Origin of the sequence: Nocardia sp. NPDC049220 (genome assembly GCF_040647855.1) — a bacterium.
In the GTDB taxonomy this organism is placed as follows: Bacteria; Actinomycetota; Actinomycetes; order Mycobacteriales; family Mycobacteriaceae; genus Nocardia.
Map to the genome: position 1 here is coordinate 130,779 of NZ_JBEZDA010000008.1, position 16,843 is coordinate 147,621.

16 protein-coding genes are annotated in these 16,843 nt (G+C 67.2%); 7 read left to right on the forward strand and 9 right to left on the reverse strand.

The features are described from left to right. The first annotated feature begins 4 nt into the window (after positions 1 to 4). From efeO to AB0C34_RS19375, 3 genes are all read left to right on the forward strand, one after another. Entirely contained in the window at positions 5 to 1,138 is a 1,134-nt protein-coding gene (gene efeO, locus AB0C34_RS19365; RefSeq protein ID WP_357074425.1) for an iron uptake system protein EfeO, read from the forward strand. Beyond that, complete coding sequence (efeB, locus tag AB0C34_RS19370) at positions 1,122 to 2,411, forward strand: iron uptake transporter deferrochelatase/peroxidase subunit (protein ID WP_357074428.1); 1,290 nt, start codon at positions 1,122 to 1,124, stop codon at positions 2,409 to 2,411. The genes efeO and efeB overlap by 17 nt, the downstream gene beginning before the upstream one ends. 142 nt (positions 2,412 to 2,553) lie before the next feature. After that, on the forward strand, positions 2,554 to 4,113 hold the full coding sequence (locus AB0C34_RS19375) for an NAD(P)/FAD-dependent oxidoreductase (protein ID WP_357074431.1): 1,560 nt from the start codon (positions 2,554 to 2,556) through the stop codon (positions 4,111 to 4,113). A 326-nt stretch (positions 4,114 to 4,439) separates the two neighbouring features. Here the strand turns inward: AB0C34_RS19375 and AB0C34_RS19380 are convergent, their stop codons facing one another. The 3 genes from AB0C34_RS19380 to AB0C34_RS19390 all read right to left on the reverse strand — a co-directional run bounded on the left by AB0C34_RS19380 (position 4,440) and on the right by AB0C34_RS19390 (position 6,295). Further along, on the reverse strand, positions 4,440 to 4,862 hold the full coding sequence (locus tag AB0C34_RS19380) for an organic hydroperoxide resistance protein (RefSeq protein ID WP_357074434.1): 423 nt from the start codon (positions 4,860 to 4,862) through the stop codon (positions 4,440 to 4,442). 2 nt (positions 4,863 to 4,864) lie between these two features. Further along, on the reverse strand, positions 4,865 to 5,317 hold the full coding sequence (locus AB0C34_RS19385) for a MarR family transcriptional regulator (protein ID WP_357074437.1): 453 nt from the start codon (positions 5,315 to 5,317) through the stop codon (positions 4,865 to 4,867). Positions 5,318 to 5,506: 189 nt separating this feature from the next. Then, on the reverse strand, positions 5,507 to 6,295 hold the full coding sequence (locus AB0C34_RS19390) for an IclR family transcriptional regulator (protein WP_357074440.1): 789 nt from the start codon (positions 6,293 to 6,295) through the stop codon (positions 5,507 to 5,509). Between the two features lie 86 nt (positions 6,296 to 6,381). Between AB0C34_RS19390 and hutH the strand changes: the two genes are divergently transcribed. Next, the gene (gene hutH, locus AB0C34_RS19395) at positions 6,382 to 7,944 is read left to right on the forward strand and encodes a histidine ammonia-lyase (protein WP_357074443.1); all 1,563 of its coding nucleotides are present in this window, start codon (positions 6,382 to 6,384) and stop codon (positions 7,942 to 7,944) included. A 229-nt stretch (positions 7,945 to 8,173) separates the two neighbouring features. Here the strand turns inward: hutH and AB0C34_RS19400 are convergent, their stop codons facing one another. Beyond that, entirely contained in the window at positions 8,174 to 8,884 is a 711-nt protein-coding gene (locus AB0C34_RS19400; RefSeq protein ID WP_357074446.1) for a TetR family transcriptional regulator, read from the reverse strand. 108 nt (positions 8,885 to 8,992) lie between these two features. Between AB0C34_RS19400 and AB0C34_RS19405 the strand changes: the two genes are divergently transcribed. Continuing rightward, positions 8,993 to 9,910, forward strand: coding sequence for an SDR family oxidoreductase (locus AB0C34_RS19405; RefSeq protein ID WP_357074449.1), 918 nt, complete (start codon positions 8,993 to 8,995; stop codon positions 9,908 to 9,910). Positions 9,911 to 9,993: 83 nt separating this feature from the next. Here the strand turns inward: AB0C34_RS19405 and AB0C34_RS19410 are convergent, their stop codons facing one another. Beyond that, complete coding sequence (locus AB0C34_RS19410) at positions 9,994 to 10,914, reverse strand: LLM class F420-dependent oxidoreductase (RefSeq protein WP_357074452.1); 921 nt, start codon at positions 10,912 to 10,914, stop codon at positions 9,994 to 9,996. Positions 10,915 to 11,119: 205 nt separating this feature from the next. Between AB0C34_RS19410 and AB0C34_RS19415 the strand changes: the two genes are divergently transcribed. Beyond that, positions 11,120 to 11,266, forward strand: coding sequence for a DUF1059 domain-containing protein (locus tag AB0C34_RS19415; protein WP_357074455.1), 147 nt, complete (start codon positions 11,120 to 11,122; stop codon positions 11,264 to 11,266). 173 nt (positions 11,267 to 11,439) lie between these two features. Next, a complete protein-coding gene (locus tag AB0C34_RS19420; RefSeq protein ID WP_357074457.1) occupies positions 11,440 to 11,952 on the forward strand; it encodes a gluconokinase in 513 nt (170 codons plus the stop codon). Between the two features lie 81 nt (positions 11,953 to 12,033). On the opposite strand, the gene AB0C34_RS19425 is transcribed toward AB0C34_RS19420, so the two are convergent. From AB0C34_RS19425 to AB0C34_RS19440, 4 genes are all read right to left on the reverse strand, one after another. Further along, on the reverse strand, positions 12,034 to 12,825 hold the full coding sequence (locus AB0C34_RS19425) for a M50 family metallopeptidase (protein WP_357074460.1): 792 nt from the start codon (positions 12,823 to 12,825) through the stop codon (positions 12,034 to 12,036). 115 nt (positions 12,826 to 12,940) lie between these two features. Beyond that, positions 12,941 to 14,665, reverse strand: a complete 1,725-nt coding sequence (locus AB0C34_RS19430; protein ID WP_357074463.1) for a serine/threonine-protein kinase — start codon at positions 14,663 to 14,665, stop codon at positions 12,941 to 12,943. 83 nt (positions 14,666 to 14,748) lie between these two features. Beyond that, positions 14,749 to 15,639, reverse strand: a complete 891-nt coding sequence (locus AB0C34_RS19435) for a bile acid:sodium symporter family protein (RefSeq protein ID WP_357074466.1) — start codon at positions 15,637 to 15,639, stop codon at positions 14,749 to 14,751. A gap of 90 nt (positions 15,640 to 15,729) precedes the next feature. After that, positions 15,730 to 16,782 carry a Gfo/Idh/MocA family oxidoreductase gene (locus tag AB0C34_RS19440; protein ID WP_357074469.1) on the reverse strand — a complete coding sequence of 351 codons (1,053 nt, stop codon included), beginning with the start codon at positions 16,780 to 16,782 and terminating at the stop codon, positions 15,730 to 15,732. Positions 16,783 to 16,843: the final 61 nt, after the last annotated feature.

A 16,843-nucleotide genomic window follows, 5' to 3' on the forward strand; every position in this document is an offset into this window, starting at 1 on the left:
ACCCATGCGATCTACTGTCGTGGCGATCACTGCTGTCGCCGTGCTGCCGGTGCTGCTTGCTTCGTGCGCCAGCAAATCCGAGACCTCGCAGGGCGGCGATATCGCGGTGACGGCCGCGGACAACTCATGTGAGGTGTCGCGCAATTCGGCGAGTGCGGGAAACACCACGTTCCGGATCACCAACAATGGCACCAAGGTCACCGAGTTCTACGTGTATGGCGCCGGCGACCGTGTCATCGGTGAGGTCGAGAACATCGGTCCCGGACTGTCGCGGCAGTTGATCGTGTCGGTGTCGGATCCGGGTACCTATCAGACCGCGTGTAAGCCGGGGATGGTGGGTGAAGGAATCCGCGGTGACTTCATCGTCACGGGTCAGGCACAGACGCGTGACGACACCGGAAAGATGGCCGACGCGGCGTCCGGGTACAAGCGATACCTGGTGTCGCAGGTGACCGCACTGCAGGAAACGACGGGTGCGTTCGTCGCCGCGATCAAGTCCGGCGACGTCGCGTCGGCGAAGAAACAGTACCCGGTGGCGCGCACTTACTACGAGCGCATCGAGCCGGTCGCCGAGAGCTTTCCCGACGATCTCGACCCGCGGCTTGACCTGCGGGAAGCCGATGTGGCCGCCGGGGACAAGTGGACAGGATTCCATCGGCTCGAGAAAGACCTGTGGGCGCAGGGTTTGCAGCCGGACACCACTCGGATCGCCGACCAACTCGTAGCCGATGTGGGGGAGTTGGTGCGAGGGGTGAGCGCCGCGGATTTCCAGGTCGATCCGGTTCAGGTCTCCGGTGGCGCTCAGACGCTGTTGGACGAGATTGCGCGCACCAAGATCACTGGTGAGGAAGACACCTTCTCCCATACCGATCTGTGGGACTTCCAGGCCAACGTCGACGGTTCCCAGGCCGCGATCGCCAGCGTGCGGCCGATCCTCGATGAGCGAAACCGCGACCTCGCCACCCTGATCGACCGCAGGTTCGCCGAGCTGGACAGCGAGTTGGCGCAATACCGTGCCGGTGACGGGCACGTCGGCTACGAGGCGGTGACCGAACCGCAGCGTGCCGCGTTGGCGCGGCGCATCGACGCGTTGTCCGCGGTCGTCAGTCAGGTGCAAGGCGTTGTCGCAGGAGCCTGAGCACGAAGCCGGCCGCGCCGGCCGAGGTGGGGTGTCGCGCCGTGGCCTGATCGGTTCGGCAGGTCTAGGAGTGTTGGCAGCGGGCGCCGGGGTAGTTGCGGGCCGTATGTCGAGCCAGGATGCCGCTGCGCCCGAAGCTGGTGTGGTGCCCTTCCGCGGTGCTCATCAGGCCGGCATCGTGACGCCGGCTCAGGATCGGCTGCACTTCGCGGTGTTCGATGTACACACCGAGTCGCGCGACGAACTCGATGCCCTGCTGCGAACCTGGACTGTCATGGCAGAACGGATGACCACGGGCCAGGAGGCCGTGCCGAACGGCGCCATCGGCGCCGGTGCCTACAATCCGCCCACCGACACCGGTGAAGCGCTCGATCTGGCGCCGTCGCGATTGACGCTGACCATCGGCTTCGGGCCGTCGCTGTTCACTACGCCGACCGGAGCCGATCGGTTCGGACTGGCGGCCCGCAAACCGGACGCGTTGGTCGACTTGCCGAAGTTCACCGGTGACGCACTGGATCCGGCCCGCTCGCGGGGTGACATCGCCATCCAGGCATGCGCCGACGATCCGCAAGTCGCCGTTCACGCGATTCGCAACTTGGCGCGGGCGGGATTCGGTGTGGTCTCGGTGCGGTGGTCGCAACTGGGTTTCGGCCGGACGTCGTCGACCTCGACCACCCAGGTGACACCGCGAAACCTGTTGGGATTCAAGGATGGAACGCGCAACATCAAGGCGGAGGACCACGATGCGGTCACGCAGTTCGTCTGGGTCGACCCGCAGGACGATCGGTCGTGGATGGCGGGCGGATCGTATCTGGTGACGCGCCGTATCCGGATGCTGATCGAGCCCTGGGACCGCACCAGTCTGCACGAGCAAGAGCGGGTCATCGGACGGACGAAGGGATCCGGAGCTCCCCTCGGCGGCGAGAATGAATTCGACGAGTTGGATCTGCAATCGAAGGGGCCCACCGGACCGCTGGTCGACACCGACGCACATGTGCGCCTCGCTTCGGCCGAGGAACTCGGTGGTATCCAGATCCTGCGGCGAGGCTATAACTTCACCGACGGCTCCGATGGCTTCGGACATCTCGACGCGGGCTTGTTCTTCATCGCCTACTGCCGTAATCCGCGCACGCAATTCGTGCCGATGCAGGAGAATCTCGCGCGCAACGACGCGCTGAACGAGTACATCAAACACGTCGGATCAGCGGTTTTCGCAGTTCCACCAGGGTTGGGTCCCAACGACTACTGGGGATCGACCTTGTTCGCGCCCTGACGGGCAGCAGGCAAGAGCGTCCGGCGGTGGTGGCAAAGGCCCAGCCGCCTCGTTCGCGGGAGATCGGATCCGGTCGCCGTCGAGCGGATTCTATTCGGTGCGGGTGCTGTCGGCCGAGGAGAATCCGTGCTATCGAGGACGGATGAAGCCGACGCGGTCGTTCTACGAGGTCGTGATCGTGGGTGGCGGTCACAACGGGCTGGTGGCCGCCGCGTATCTGGCGCGGGCCGGGCGATCCGTGCTGCTGCTCGAGCGGCAGTCGCACACGGGTGGTGCCGCGGTCTCGGAACGGGTGTTCGCCGGCGTCGACGCGCGGTTGTCGCGGTATTCGTACCTGGTGAGCTTGCTGCCGCGGCAGATCATGGACGATCTGGGCCTGCGATTCGGGACCCGGCGCAGGCAGATCTCGTCGTACACGCCGGTGCGGACCGGTGGACTGCTCATTTCCTCGTCTCAGGAGCGCACCAGGGCGAGCTTCACGCGACTCACCGGATCGGACCAGGATTTCCTTGCGTGGCAACAGTTCTACGGCGCGACCGGACGGCTGGCGCGCCGTGTGTTCCCGACGCTGACGCAGCCGCTGCAGCCCAAGGCGGCGCTGCGTGCTGTCGTCGATGACGCGGCCACCTGGGAGGCGTTGTTCGAACGCCCGCTGGGGGAGACGATCGAGTCGACATTCCGCGATGACACCGTGCGTGGTGTGGTGCTTACCGACGCGTTGATCGGCACGTTCGCGCATGCGCACGATTCGTCGCTGCGACAGAACCGTTGCTTCCTCTACCACGTGATCGGTGGCGGGACCGGCGACTGGGATGTGCCGGTCGGAGGCATGGGCACACTCACCGACGCATTGGCCGTGGCCGCCCGTTCGGCGGGTGCCGAGATCGTCACCGAATGCGAGGTGACCGGCCTCGACAGCGACGGCAGCACCGCCGAAGTCAGCTATCCGGACGGGACGGTCGGTGCGCGGCACGTCCTCGTGAATGCCGCACCGTACGCGCTCGCGGGGTTGCTCGGCCAGCCTCGGCCGACGAAACCGGAAGGGGCGCAACTGAAGATGAATATGCTGCTGCGCCGGCTGCCGCGGTTGCGCGACGCCGAGACGGGGCCGCGTGCGGCGTTTGCCGGGACCTTCCACATCGGCGAGTCGTACGCGCAACTCGATCAGGCGTACGGCGAGGCGGCGATCGGCCGAATTCCGTCGGCGCCCCCCGCGGAGATCTACTGTCATACATTGACCGACCAGTCGATCTTGTCGCCGCAGCTGATCGCTCAGGGCGCGCAGACCCTCACGCTGTTCGGCCTTCACACACCGGCGCGGTTGTTCGCCGCCGATCCAGCGTCCGCTAAGGCAACGTTGGTGGAAGCGACTCTGGCGCAACTGGATTCGGTGCTTGCCGAACCGATCGCAGATTGTCTTGCCACGGACGAGAATGGTGCGCCGTGTCTCGAGGCCAAGGCCCCGCCGGATCTCGAGCGCGAGGTCGGGTTACCAGGTGGCCACATCTTCCATCGAGATCTGGCCTACCCCTATCTTCCCGAGGACGCCGACGCCACGGACCCGGCTGCCCGGTGGGGTGTCGCGACCGGTCATCGCAACGTGTTGCTGTGTGGCGCGGGGGCTATCCGGGGTGGTGGCGTCAGCGGTATTCCAGGACACAACGCGGCGATGGCGGTGCTCGATATCGATCAGTCCGGCTGAGCCTGGCGTCTCGGTGGCGGCTGCGGCATCGGCAGCGAACTCCACCAGGGAGTTCGCTGCGAAATCAGCGGCGGGTCGTGCGGTCGACCACCTTGCCGATCAGCTGTCTACGACGCTCGGCCCCGGATCTCCTCGATCCGCTCGGCGCCCCGGAAGCTTTTCAGCACCGCCGGTCGACGATGCGGTCGGCGGGAAAGTCGAGCGACGGTGGTCTCGGGACACTGCCGAAAGCGATCGAATGCCCGTTCGGCGCAAGCCGCGACATCGCGTCGGCGCCCACCCGACCGCGCATTCGGTCGCTCGCTTCCCGCTCGGCTCCTGGTCGATCAGTCTTCGGCGATACGGATCTCGACGTCGATGTTGCCGTGCACCGCGTTGGAATACGGGCACACCTGATGTGCCTTGTCGGCGAGCTGCCGCGCCTGCTCCTCCGCCAGGTGGGGGAGCGAGACTTCGAGGGTGACCGTCAGTCCGAATCCGCCCGCGCCATTGGTGCCGAGGCCGACCTTCGCGCCGACCGCGGAGTCATCGATGTTCGCCTCGGCTTGTTTGCCGATCAGTCGCAGCGCCGAATGGAAGCAGGCTGCGTAGCCTGCCGCGAACAGTTGCTCGGGATTGGTGCCGGCACCGCTGCCGCCCATCTCCTTAGGCGCGGACAGTTCGACGTCGATCTTGCCGTCCGTGGTGCGGGCGTGTCCGTTGCGCCCGTCGCCGGTCGACAATGCCTCGGCGGTGTAGAGGACCTGCATGTCTAGTCTCCTTCATTGTCATTCAGTGCGGACATCAGCGAATGCGTCAGTCTCTGCAGGGTTTCGCGCAGGGTGACGACCTCGGCCAGGGGCAGGCCGCTGGCGGCGGCCATCTCGGCCGGGATGTTTCCCGCCTCGGCGCGCAGCGCGCGCCCGCGTTCGGTGAGTTGGATCTCGACGCGCCGTTCATCGGTCGCCGATCGATGCCGCTCGACCAAATCCGCCGCCGCCAGCCGCTTGAGTAGCGGGGAGAGTGTGCCGGAATCCAGCGCGAGCGCGTGGCAGACGTCGCCGACGCTGCGCCCGTCACGCTCCCACAGTGCCATCATCACCAGGTATTGCGGATAGGTGAGGCCGAGTCGCTCCAGCTTCGGGCGGTAGACCGCGGTCATCGCCCGGGACGCCGCGTAGAGCGGGAAGCACAGTTGCTCGTCGAGGGCGAGGTTGTCGGTCATGAAATTAATGTAGTGGGCAATTATATTGTGCACAATTAATTTTCTGGTGTCGCTCGTCACAGACCGCGCGTCCGATGGTGCAGCGCACGAGGCATCGTTCGTGACCGGTCGGATGCCGGCGGTCATTACTGGTCATCCGAGCGTTGCCCGCCTGCGGAGCGCGTCCGCGCTCAGACGCCTTCGCCGGGGTCAGGTGCGGTCCGATGCCCCGCCGATGCGACGGGTGAGAGTGGTTGCCACCGTGCAGACCTGGGCGGCGAGCGGAGTCCAGTCGACGGTGCACGGAATGGTCGCGCAGTGGTGGCGCATTGCGACGCTGATCGCGGCGATCGGGCGGTGATTGTGCTCGAATACGGGGTAGGCGACGGAGGCGAAGCCGGGCGTGACGTGACCGTCCTCGCAGGCCCAGCCGCGGCGGCGTTCGGTGGCCAGCGTGCTCCGCAGTGCTGCGAGGGTGGTCGGTCCGCGGTCGGTCCGACGGACGAACGTGGCGGCGGACGGGAACAGGGCGCGCACCTGCGCCGCAGGCAGGTGCGCCAGAATCGCCCGGCCGCAGGCGGTCAGATGGGCGGGCAGTCGGACGCCCACGCCGGTGATCAGGGTCTCCGGCCGCCGGGGCTGCTCTTTGAGCAGATACAGCAGCTCGTTGCCGACGAGGATGCCGAGGTGGGCATTGTGCCCGACCTGTTCCACCAGCTCACGCAGCAGTGGACGGGCAAGGCGCTGGAGCGGGTCGTGGCGCAGTGAAGCCGAGCCGAGTTCGAACGCCGCGATGCCGAGGCCGTAGCGCCGCTCGGCGGAAATTCGGGTGACGAATCGGGTTGCTTCCAGTTCGGCGAGCAGGTGATAGGTGGTGGAGCGCGGGAGGCCGAGTTCGCGCGCAATGGTCGTGGCGGAAATCGGCCCGGCTCGACTCGCCAGCAGTTGCAGCACGGCGAGCCCGCGGCGCAACGCCGGGACATCGCTGCTTGTTCCCACGCCACCTCCTCGATGAGTCTGGGATCTCAGACAAAATCGGCCGTGGCCTCATTCTGCACCGCCCGTCGTGGCGGTGGAATGGATCCATGCTGGACACTGCGCAACTACCGATCCTGGACCTCGACGGCCCGCTCGCCCGGGATGAGATCGTCGCGGTCGCGCGGCACGGCGCGAAGGTCCGGCTGAGTCGAGCGGCGTTGCGGCGCCTGAGCACCGCGCGCGAGCATGTCGACGCGCTCGCCGCGAGCGATGTCCCTACTTACGGGGTGTCCACCGGATTCGGCGCGCTGGCGACTCGGCACATTCCGCGCGAGCGCCGCGGTGTGTTGCAGCGATCGTTGATTCGATCGCACGCGGCGGGGGCCGGTGCCGGCGTCGAGTGCGAGGTGGTGCGCGCGCTGATGGTGCTGCGCCTGCGTACGCTCGCTGCCGGCCACTCCGGTGTGCGGCCCGCGACGGCGGAGACGCTGGCCGCACTGATCAACGCCGGACTCACACCGGTGGTACACGAGTACGGTTCGCTCGGATGCTCTGGTGATCTCGCGCCGCTGGCCGCGGTGGCGCTGGCGCTGCTGGGCGAGGGGACGGTGACCGACGACTCCGGCACGCTCTTGGATGCTGGGAATGCGCTGCGTGCCAATGGAATCGAGCCGGTCACGCTGGCCGAGAAAGAAGGCCTGGCACTGACCAACGGCACCGACGGCATGCTCGGCATGTTGGTGCTGGCCTTAACTGATCTGCGTGCCCTGCTCGACATCGCGGATATCACCGCCGCGATGAGCGTCGAGGCGCTGCTCGGCACCGATCGGGTGTTCGCCGCGGACCTGCAGGCGCTACGACCACATCCCGGCCAAGCCTGTTCGGCAGCGCGGATGCGCGCCGCACTGCACGGATCGGAGATCGTCGCGAGCCATCGCGGTCCCGACTGCCACCGGGTACAGGACGCGTACTCGCTGCGGTGCGCCCCGCAGGTGCACGGCGCCGCGCGGGACACGGTGACCCATGCCGAAATGGTCGCCGATCGGGAGCTCGCCTCGGTCATCGACAATCCGGTTGTGCTGGCTGACGGACGGCTGGAGTCCAATGGCAACTTCCACGGCGCACCTCTGGCCTACGTGCTCGACTTCCTCGCGATCCCGGTCGCCGATGTGGCGAGTATGGCCGAGCGCCGCACCGACCGCATGTTGGATGTCGCGCGCTCGCACGGGCTCCCGGCCTTCCTCGCCGCTGATCCTGGAGTCGATTCCGGGTACATGATCGCGCAGTACACCCAAGCCGCGGTGGTATCCGAGCTCAAACGGCTCGCCGTGCCCGCGTCCGTCGACTCGATCCCGAGCAGCGCGATGCAGGAGGATCACGTATCGATGGGGTGGTCGGCGGCCCGCAAGCTGCGCAAAGCGGTGGATGGACTGACGACGGTGCTCGCGATCGAATATCTCACCGCCGCACGCGCGCTCGATCTGCGCGCTCCGCTGCGTCCCGCGCCGAGCACCGGTGCGGCCGTGGCACTGTTGCGAACCCAGGTCGAGGGTTCAGGTCCCGACCGCCATCTCGCCCCCGATATCGCGGCCGCCGAATCCTTGCTGCGCTCCGGCGCTTTCACCCGAGCTGTCGCCTGCCACCTCCTCGGACCTGGAGATCCGCGCTGACCACGTCGGCGTCGGAACTGTGCGCGCCGCGGTGCGGCTGGGGCCGAGGTCGGGGTCGGCGGCGCCGACTCGATCACCGAGTCGCGAGTCGGCTTGTGGCTGAACGTCAGCCGATGCCATGGTTCGCGTCCAGTGAGGATGCCATCAACATGATCGGTGGCGGTATCGTCCGTGGGTAGCGCCGTGGCGGCGCCATAGGTCCGGACTCGGGGTACCGCGGACGTGGACGTTATGCCGGATCGGCTGTGGCGGGCGGTGTCTCCCGATCCGAAGGCTCGGCGTCGGTGATCAGGATTCCGTTGACCAGGACCGTGAGCAGTTCGGTCAAATTCTGGGTGAAGTTCAGCCGATAGGCGGCCAGCTCGGGGTGCTGTTCGTAGGCGGCGAGCATGGCGGACGAGGGGTGCGTGTGCGTCCAGAGCGCCCCGGCCGACAGCAGGCCGGCCGCGCAGAACTGGAGGGCACGCTCCCGGCCGAACTCGGGGATGATCGCGGCCACCATGGCCGCCAACTCGGCGGTGGCGGTCAGTGAATTGCGTTTGAACTGCGCGGCGACGTCCGCGGAAATGTTGCGTTCCAGAACCGCGGCCTGGGCGCTGAACAAATCGCAGAGCACCGGATCCCGATCCAGCGTGGTAACCAGCGCGCGGACCAGGCGGTTGCGGCGGGCGGACAGCTCGCCCGAGGTGTCGGCGAGAGCGGGGGCGAGGGTGGTCAGCCAGTTCCGATAGGAGTCGTCGAGCAGTTCGAGCAGCACTGCTTCGCGGGAGTCGAAGTAGCGCAGCACGTTCGACTTCGCCAGGCCGACGCGCCGGGCCAGTTCGTTCAGGCCGACCTCGGCGACGGGCATCTGCGCGAGCATCGCGGCGGCGGTGTCGAGGATGGCTCGCCGCCGAACTTCCCGCTGCTCTTCGCTGCGTGCGCGTTGGAATCCGACCATGCGCTCCAGTATTTCAGACCGATGGTCTATTGACAAAGGACCGGTGGTTCGTTACCGTCACTCCGAGGTATTAGACCGATGGTCTCTTATGTTCGAAGGAGTTTCGAGATGTACGAAGTGCCTGATCAGACGGGTAGAACGATAGTCATCACCGGCGCCAACAGTGGTACGGGAAAAGAAGCGGCCGCCCGCCTCGCCGCGGCCGGCGCACGGGTGGTCATGGCCGTCCGCACGCCGGAGAAGGGCGAGCGGGCCCAGGCGGACATCCTGCGGGAGCACCCCGGCGCCGCGCTGGAGGTGCGGCGGCTCGATCTCGCGGATCTGGCCTCGGTTCGACAGTTCGCCGCCGACCTGGTGGCCGAGGCTCAGCCGATCGACGTGTTGGTCAACAATGCGGGCGTGATGGCCCCGCCGACCAGACATGTCACCGCCGACGGTTTCGAATTGCAGTTCGGCAGCAACTTTCTCGGACCGTTCGCATTGACCATGCTCCTGCTACCAGCGCTTCGGCTCGCTCCGAGCCCGAGGGTCGCGACCATGAGTAGCGGCACCGCGCACTACGGCCGCATACGGTTCGACGATGTGCAGTGGGAGCGCCGGTACAGCCCGAATTTCGCCTACGCCCAATCGAAACTGGCCGATCTGATGTTCACCGTGCGCTTGGCCGAGATCGCCGACAGCCGCGGCTGGAATCTGCTCAGCACCGGCGCCCATCCCGGTTATACCCTGACGAACCTGCAGAGCGCAGGTGCGAGCCTCGGCCGGGAACGGCCCAAGCGCTCGCTGCTCAACAGTCTGGATTTCCTGCCCACGCAGCAGGTGCGTCAGGGTGCCGAGCCGATTCTGTTCGCCGCCGTGGACCCGGCCGCGCGCAATGGCGAATATTACGGCCCCAGTGGGCGTTTCGGCCTCGTCGGACCGACTGGTGTCGCCTCGATTCCGCGTCGGGCACGCAACACGGCCGACGGTCGACGGCTGTGGGACGAGGCCGAGCGGCTCACCAAAACCGAACTGCCGGTCGACTAGCGGGTGGCACCGGGATTCGATGCCACACCCGCGACACACGGCGCACGACACCTCCGGACGACCGTGCGCTCGTGTGGCGGACCTCAGGTCTGTGACTGCACCTGCGCGGAGATCAATTCCAGATGATCGAGATCGGCCAGATCCAGTACCTGAAGGTAGATGCGCTGTGCGCCGATCTCGGCATACCCGCCGATCTTGTCCACCACCTCCGCCGGCGACCCCGCGAGCCCGTTGGCTTTCAGTTCGTGCACGTCACGACCGATCGCGGCCGCGCGGCGCTCCACCTCGGCGTCGGTCGCGCCGACGCACACCACGAGCGCGTTGGAGTAGACCAGGGTGTCGGCCCTGCGGCCGAAGGCCTCGGCGGCGGCGCGGACCCGGCCGAACTGCCGCGCGCTGTCCTCGATCGAGGCGAACGGAACGTTGAACTCGGTCGCGTACCGCGCGGCCAGGCGCGGCGTTCGGGTAGCGCCCAGGCCACCGATCAGCACCGGGACGGTTTCCTGCACCGGTTTGGGAAGCGCGGGAGAATCGGTGAGCTGATAGTGCTTGCCGTCGTAGTCGAAGGTGTCGCCCGACTTGGTGGCCCACAACCCGGTGATAATCGCCAGTTGTTCCTCCAGACGCGCGAACTTGTCCACGGGGAACGGGATGCCGTACGCGGCGTGCTCGTCGGCGAACCAGCCGCTGCCGAGACCGAGTTCCACACGGCCACCAGACATCTGGTCGACCTGAGCGACCTGGATGGCCAACGGGCCGGGCAACCGGAACGTGGCGGCGGTGACCAGGGTGCCCAGGCGGATCCGCTCGGTCTCCCTGGCCAGCCCGGCGAGGGTGCTCCAGGCATCGGTGGGACCGGGTAGACCGTCGACCTCGCCCATGCTCAGATAGTGGTCGGAGCGGAAGAACGCGTCGAAGCCCAAGTCCTCGGTGGCCTTGGCAACGGTCAGCAGCGTGTCGTAGCTCGCACCCTGCTGCGGCTCGGTGAAGATGCGTAGTTCCATACCGGACATCGTGTCCGAGTACGGTCCGCCCAGCCGACTGGGTGCCGGGGGGTGCACCGCAGTCGCCAACCAGGTCGAGGAACATGGCGCGTCCACACGCCCACACCACCATGAACGGGACCACGGCCGCGTCCGTGGTTGTTTTCGCACCGGTCGAGTCTTACGGCTTAGACTGCCGATCGAGTAGAGAAGAAAGGACCGCTCGATGAAGCGAAACCTGAACTGCCCCTGCGGAGAGACCCTCGTCGGATCCGACGAGGACGATCTTGTGGCGAAAACGCAGGCCCACCTGGCCGAGAATCATCCGGGCCACGAGTACTCGCGCGAGCAGATCCTGTTCATCGCGTACTGAGCCGGGCGTCGGTGTGGGTCCCGTGCCGGTGCTCCCAGCTTTCCAGGGCAAACCCTCGGTGTGCCACGATGGCGGCTGGTCCGGCTCGGGACTTCGCCGATAAGGTCGAGAGGCGATCTACCGGACCAGTGACCGATCGGTCCGGTCGCGAGACCGTAGCGGAGGAATGCGACATGTCTGAACGGGCCGGTACACCGGTGATCGTGGTGATGGGTGTGTCGGGTTCCGGTAAGTCGACTGTCGGTGCGCGGTTGGCCGCCGCGCTCGACGTCGAATACGCCGAAGGAGATGACTTCCACCCGGCCGCGAACATCGCGAAGATGACGGCCGGGACGCCGCTGGACGACGCCGACCGGGCGCCCTGGCTGGACGCCGTGGCGGCCTGGCTGGCCCAGCACGCCGATCGGGGCGGTGTTGTCAGTTGCTCGGCGCTCAAGCGGATCTACCGGGACCGGCTGCGCACGTCCGCTCCCGAGACATTTTTCTTGCACTTGGCCGCGCCCAAGGACGAACTCGCCCGTCGTATGACGGGGCGGCGCGGTCATTTCATGCCGTCGAGCCTGCTCGACTCGCAGCTGGCGGCGCTGGAACCGCTGGCCGCCGACGAGATCGGCAGGACCGCCGATGCGTCCCTCGCGCCCGATGACCTGGTGACGGCCACGATGGCAGCCCTGGCCCAGGTGTAGTTCGGGCTGTTCCGATGTGGCCGTTCGGGCGAGTGGCCGTTGCCGCGCGGCGCCACGAGACCTACTCGCCCGCGCAGACCCTCAGCGTGCGGGGCAGGAGTCCGATGACACGGGCGGAAGGCAAATCTCGGCGGCGTCGGAGACCAGCAGCCCCGCCCCCAGCGCCAGCGAGCCCACCGCGATCGCCCCGAACACCAGCACCCACAGCAGGCCGGGCAGATGGGTCAGCTTGGCGAGCTGGTCGGCATCGGAGGCTACGTCGTGGTGGCGGGACCGCTGTTGCCGGGAGCGGCCGCGCTGCAGTTCGACTACCGGACGCGCGCCGGCGAACAGCAGAAACCACGCGCCCAGATACGCGAAACCTGCTTGCAGCGTGTCGGTTCCGAACCAGGACACCACAAAGACCACCGCGCCGAGCCCGAGCACAGTGATGGCGCCGTAAATGTTCCTGATCTTGATCAGCAGCGCGGCCAGCAGCGCGATGGCGGTCCAGAGCATCAGTGTGATCCGGCTCGCGCCAAGCAGGGCGGCGAACCCGAGACCGAGCAGCGGCGGCGCCGGATACCCCGCCATCGTGGTGAGAATCATCCCGAAACCGTAGGGTTTTCCGCTCGATACCGTCAGCCCCGACGTATCCGAATGCAATCGAATGCTGTCGAGTCTGCGGCCGGTCAGCAAGGCGACCAGGGCGTGCCCGCCTTCGTGCGCGATGGTCACGATATTGCGGGTCAACCGCCACACCGGGGCGTATCCGACCAGAACAAGTGCGGCCACCGCGGCCGCGGCAACCAGCCACCACGGCGGTTGCGCTTGGGTTGTCGTCAGACGGTCGGCGATGGAGGCGCCTCGCTCGACGAATTCGGCTCTGTCCACCGCCGCACCTTAGCCGCCGCCGGCACAGCGCGCTCGGGCACGCCTTCTCGGCGCCGGCACCAGCGGCGACAGCGTAGTAAGCGCGGCGAGAACGACATCGCGGCGGCGCACCGATTCAGGTGGTTCGGCTGAGGATTCCGGTCATATCGCCGAGGACACCTCGAGTCCGGTAGGACAATGTTCCGTCGGGACGCAGGGCCAATCGTGAAGTCGTGCCCTCGTCGTTGCAGCCGCCACCGTCGACTGTGAGTTCGGCGGTCAAGACCACGCTGTCCGCAGTCGCGGAAGTGAGTGATTCCGACCGCTCGCATGTCACGCCGACCACTTGACCGGTGTTGGTCGACCTGCCGATCCGTTCGCCGACATTGCCAGGATCGATGGTCAGCACGATGTCGTAGCTACCCAGGCCGTCTTTCGCGACCCCTTTCCATTCGCCGACAAACGCTTTCGGCACGGCTGTGCCGGTCGCCGACCCGGTGCCACCGAAGGTTGCCGTGATCGTTGGTGGGCCGCTGTCGGTCGCGGTGGACCCACTCCCGGTGCCGTCGTTCCGGAACCGGTCGCCGATCATGAAGGTGGCGAGCACCATCGCGATGCAGATCGCAAGTGCGCCGGCGATCAGCACGGCGCGGTGACGGCGTGGAGCGACCGCAGCGTCGGCCGACCCCGGGCGACCCGTGCCCGGTTCGGCGAGCTGTCGCACTGGTCGATACGTCGAGGCGGGTGCGTGGGTGAGCTGTCCGGGATACTGCTGCTCGCCCACCGGCGACTGGTCCGGCGGAGCGGGTGGCCACCAGACCTGGGTCGGCGCCAACCGATTCGCGTCGGTGTGCCCCCGCGCGTACTGCTGTGGCGAGGTTGAACGGACCGTCGTGTCCGCGGCGCTCACCGAATCCGACTCTTGCGCACCTTGCGCGAGAGGGACGGGTGTCGAGGATTCGAGCTGGTGAACGGGTTCGGAGTCCAGGTCGAGCAAGCGCACCGCGCGCCTACTCACTTCCTCCAGCGCGGGGCCGGGCAGCCAGCCGCTACGAGCGGGGATGCCGAGCGCGGTCAGTTCGGTGAGAAGTTGCTCCGGCGTCGGGCGTGCCGCGACATCCTTGATCAAGCAGGCCGATACCAGCGGGCGCAGCCACGGTGGCACGTCGTCGAGTTGGGGCTGCTCATACACCACTCGCCACAGCATCTGCATCGCCTCGCCGACGCCGAACGGTCCGTGCCCGGTCGCCGCGAATACCAGCACGCCGCCCAGCGCGAAGACATCCGCGGGCGGGCCCACCGGATCGCCGGTCACCTGCTCCGGACACATGAATCCTGGTGAACCGATGACCTTTCCGGTGGTGGTGAGCGCACTGTCCTCGACTGCGCGGGCGATACCGAAGTCGATCACCTTGGGGCCGTCGAGGGTGAGCAGCACATTGGACGGCTTGAGGTCGCGGTGCACCACATTGGCCGCGTGTACCGCCAGTAGCGCCTCGACCAACCCGTGTGCCAGCACGAGCAGCGAGTTCTCGGTGAGCGGACCGTACTGCGCGACCGCTTCCGACAGTGCGAACCCGGCCACATAGCCCGTTGCGAGCCACGGCGGATCCGCATCGACATCGGCGTCGAGCACCGGGGCGGTGAATCGCCCGTCGACCCGGCGGGCCGCGGCGACTTCGCGCCGGAAGCGCTCGCGGAATTCATCATCGGTCAGATCCGGACGGATCACCTTGACCGCAACGGTACGCCCACCCGCGTTGCGTCCCAGGTACACCCGGCCCATGCCACCCGCGCCGAGCACGCCGAAGAGGCGGTAGTCCCCGATCCGCGTCGGATCACTCGCACCGAGCGGTTGCATCGCGCGCCGGCTCCCTTCGAATGGCGTCGAACATCCGAAAGGCTACAGATCCGGTGGGAAAGTGTCCGAGCAATCTATCGCGGTCAGCACACCGCGCTCGGCTCCGCTGCGGGCTGGTCCTGCCGCGCGCGCCTGACGAGGAGAAATGCCGCGATAGCCGCGGGGATATTCATCAGCACGCCGTACACCGCCCCCGGCACCGCCATGGTGTCGTCGCGCAAAACTGAAGCGGCGATGGCGATGGCGATCGCGCCATTGTGCACACCGATCTCCATCGCCGAGGCGATCGCCTGGTCAGCGGGTACCCCGAACACGCGGGGTGCGAAGTATCCGATGGTCAGGCTCACGATCGCGAACAACAGACAGATCGCGGCCAGCCTGCCGATGTTCTCGGTGAGCGTGTCGACATTCTTGCCCACCGCGGCGGCGACCACCAGTGCGAGCATCACGACGGACAGGATCTTGACGGTGCCACGCCGGCGCTGTGCCCAGGACGTGAACCGCCGATGTACCCACATGCCGATCGCGACCGGCGCCAGCACGATGGCGAAGACCTGGGCGAACTTGTCCGGTCGCAGCCCGAGTGATCCCGCGTCGTCCAGGAACAACGCGGTGGACAGCGCGACGATCAGCGGCATGGTGAACACCGCGAGCACCGAATTGATCGCGGTGAGAGTGATGTTCAGCGCGACATTGCCCCCGGCGATGTGGCTGAACAGGTTGGCGGACGGTCCGCCCGGTGACGCGGCCAGCAGCATCATGCCGACGGCCAGTGCGCCATCGAGACCGAACAAGTAGGTCAGGCCGAGACAGATCGCGGGCAGCACGACCATCTGGCACACCAACGCGATCACCGCCGCCTTCGGAAACCGCAGCACCCTGGCGAAATCTTCCATCGTCAGCGTCAATCCGAGCCCGAACATCACCACGGCGAGAGCCAGTGGTAGGCACACCGCGAAAACCGTTGAACCCATTCGGATCTCCTCTCCGCCACGCGATCGGCGCGACGCGGCCGACGCTACGTGTCGACGTTAGTTAGTCGCGGTAGAGGTGACCAGCCCCGGTCAGGCGGTGATGATCACACCCGAAGCGGCCGATTCGCGCGCCTTGCCGAGCAGGCGCAGCGTGGTGACGGCGTCGCGCGGGTCTACCGGAGCGGGGGCGCCGTCGAGCAGGGCCGCGGCCATCTCGGCATAGAACGCGGGGTAGTCGCCCGCTGCGGTCGGTGTCGGTACGGTGTCGGGTTCAGCGCCGAGCAGACCCCAGCGCTCGGGTTCGACTGTGCCCCACGGCGCGCCGTCTCCGGGGCGGCGGCCGGACCGCAGCGCGTCCTCCTGTGGGTCGAGCCCATAGCTGACGTATCCGGACTCGGAACCGAGCACCCGAAATCGCGGGCCGAGTTGCGGTGCGACAGCACTCATCCACAGATGCGAGCGGACGCCGGAGGTGTGGGTGAGCGCGACGAACGCGTCGTCATCGGTGCGGATTCCCGCACGCCGACGATCCAGTTCGCAGTACACCGAGTGCACCGGGCCGAACAGTGTCAGGGCTTGGTCGACCAGATGACTGCCGAGATCGATCAGGATCCCCGCGCCGTCGTCGTGGGAACCGACTTCCCGCCAGCCGCCTTTGGGTACCGGCCGCCAGCGTTCGAACCGGGACTCGAAACGTCGTACCCGACCCAGTTTCCCGTTCTCGACGAGTGCGCCTACGGTCCGGAAGTCACCGTCCCAGCGGCGGTTCTGGAAGACCGACAGCACGAGACCGGAGCGCTCGGCCTGCGCGACCAGGGCTTCGGCGTCGCTCACCGACACCGCTATCGGTTTGTCGACCACCACCGGTAGTCCGGCGTCGAGCGTTCGCGCGGCCAGCGGCGCGTGCGTGCGGTTGGGTGTCGCGATCACGACCAGGTCGATTCGCGCTGGTTCGGCGAACAGTTCGTCGGCACGCGCCACCACACGGATGCCCGGGTGCTCGCGCCGGGCGCGCTCGGCACGTTCTGCCGACGACGTCACCACCGCGGCCACCCGCATCCGTGGCTCGGCGGCGATCAACGGAGCATGGAACACCGAGCCGGCCAAGCCATACCCGACGACGGCGACCTCGAGACTGCTCATAATCCGACGCTACCGCCACCGCGGCGCAGAGCCGAACGGGACACGGTTGAACCGAGCCATC

Excerpts from the sequence above, each read along its gene's own strand:
- efeO (WP_357074425.1), top strand. The coding sequence starts at position 5 with ATGCGATCTACTGTCGTGGCGATCACTGCTGTCGCCGTGCTGCCGGTG.
- AB0C34_RS19375 (WP_357074431.1), top strand. The coding sequence starts at position 2,554 with ATGAAGCCGACGCGGTCGTTCTACGAGGTCGTGATCGTGGGTGGCGGT.
- AB0C34_RS19380 (WP_357074434.1), bottom strand. The coding sequence starts at position 4,862 with ATGCAGGTCCTCTACACCGCCGAGGCATTGTCGACCGGCGACGGGCGC.
- AB0C34_RS19385 (WP_357074437.1), bottom strand. The coding sequence starts at position 5,317 with ATGACCGACAACCTCGCCCTCGACGAGCAACTGTGCTTCCCGCTCTAC.
- hutH (WP_357074443.1), top strand. The coding sequence starts at position 6,382 with ATGCTGGACACTGCGCAACTACCGATCCTGGACCTCGACGGCCCGCTC.
- AB0C34_RS19400 (WP_357074446.1), bottom strand. The coding sequence starts at position 8,884 with ATGGTCGGATTCCAACGCGCACGCAGCGAAGAGCAGCGGGAAGTTCGG.
- AB0C34_RS19405 (WP_357074449.1), top strand. The coding sequence starts at position 8,993 with ATGTACGAAGTGCCTGATCAGACGGGTAGAACGATAGTCATCACCGGC.
- AB0C34_RS19410 (WP_357074452.1), bottom strand. The coding sequence starts at position 10,914 with ATGGAACTACGCATCTTCACCGAGCCGCAGCAGGGTGCGAGCTACGAC.
- AB0C34_RS19415 (WP_357074455.1), top strand. The coding sequence starts at position 11,120 with ATGAAGCGAAACCTGAACTGCCCCTGCGGAGAGACCCTCGTCGGATCC.
- AB0C34_RS19420 (WP_357074457.1), top strand. The coding sequence starts at position 11,440 with ATGTCTGAACGGGCCGGTACACCGGTGATCGTGGTGATGGGTGTGTCG.
- AB0C34_RS19430 (WP_357074463.1), bottom strand. The coding sequence starts at position 14,665 with ATGCAACCGCTCGGTGCGAGTGATCCGACGCGGATCGGGGACTACCGC.
- AB0C34_RS19435 (WP_357074466.1), bottom strand. The coding sequence starts at position 15,639 with ATGGGTTCAACGGTTTTCGCGGTGTGCCTACCACTGGCTCTCGCCGTG.
- AB0C34_RS19440 (WP_357074469.1), bottom strand. The coding sequence starts at position 16,782 with ATGAGCAGTCTCGAGGTCGCCGTCGTCGGGTATGGCTTGGCCGGCTCG.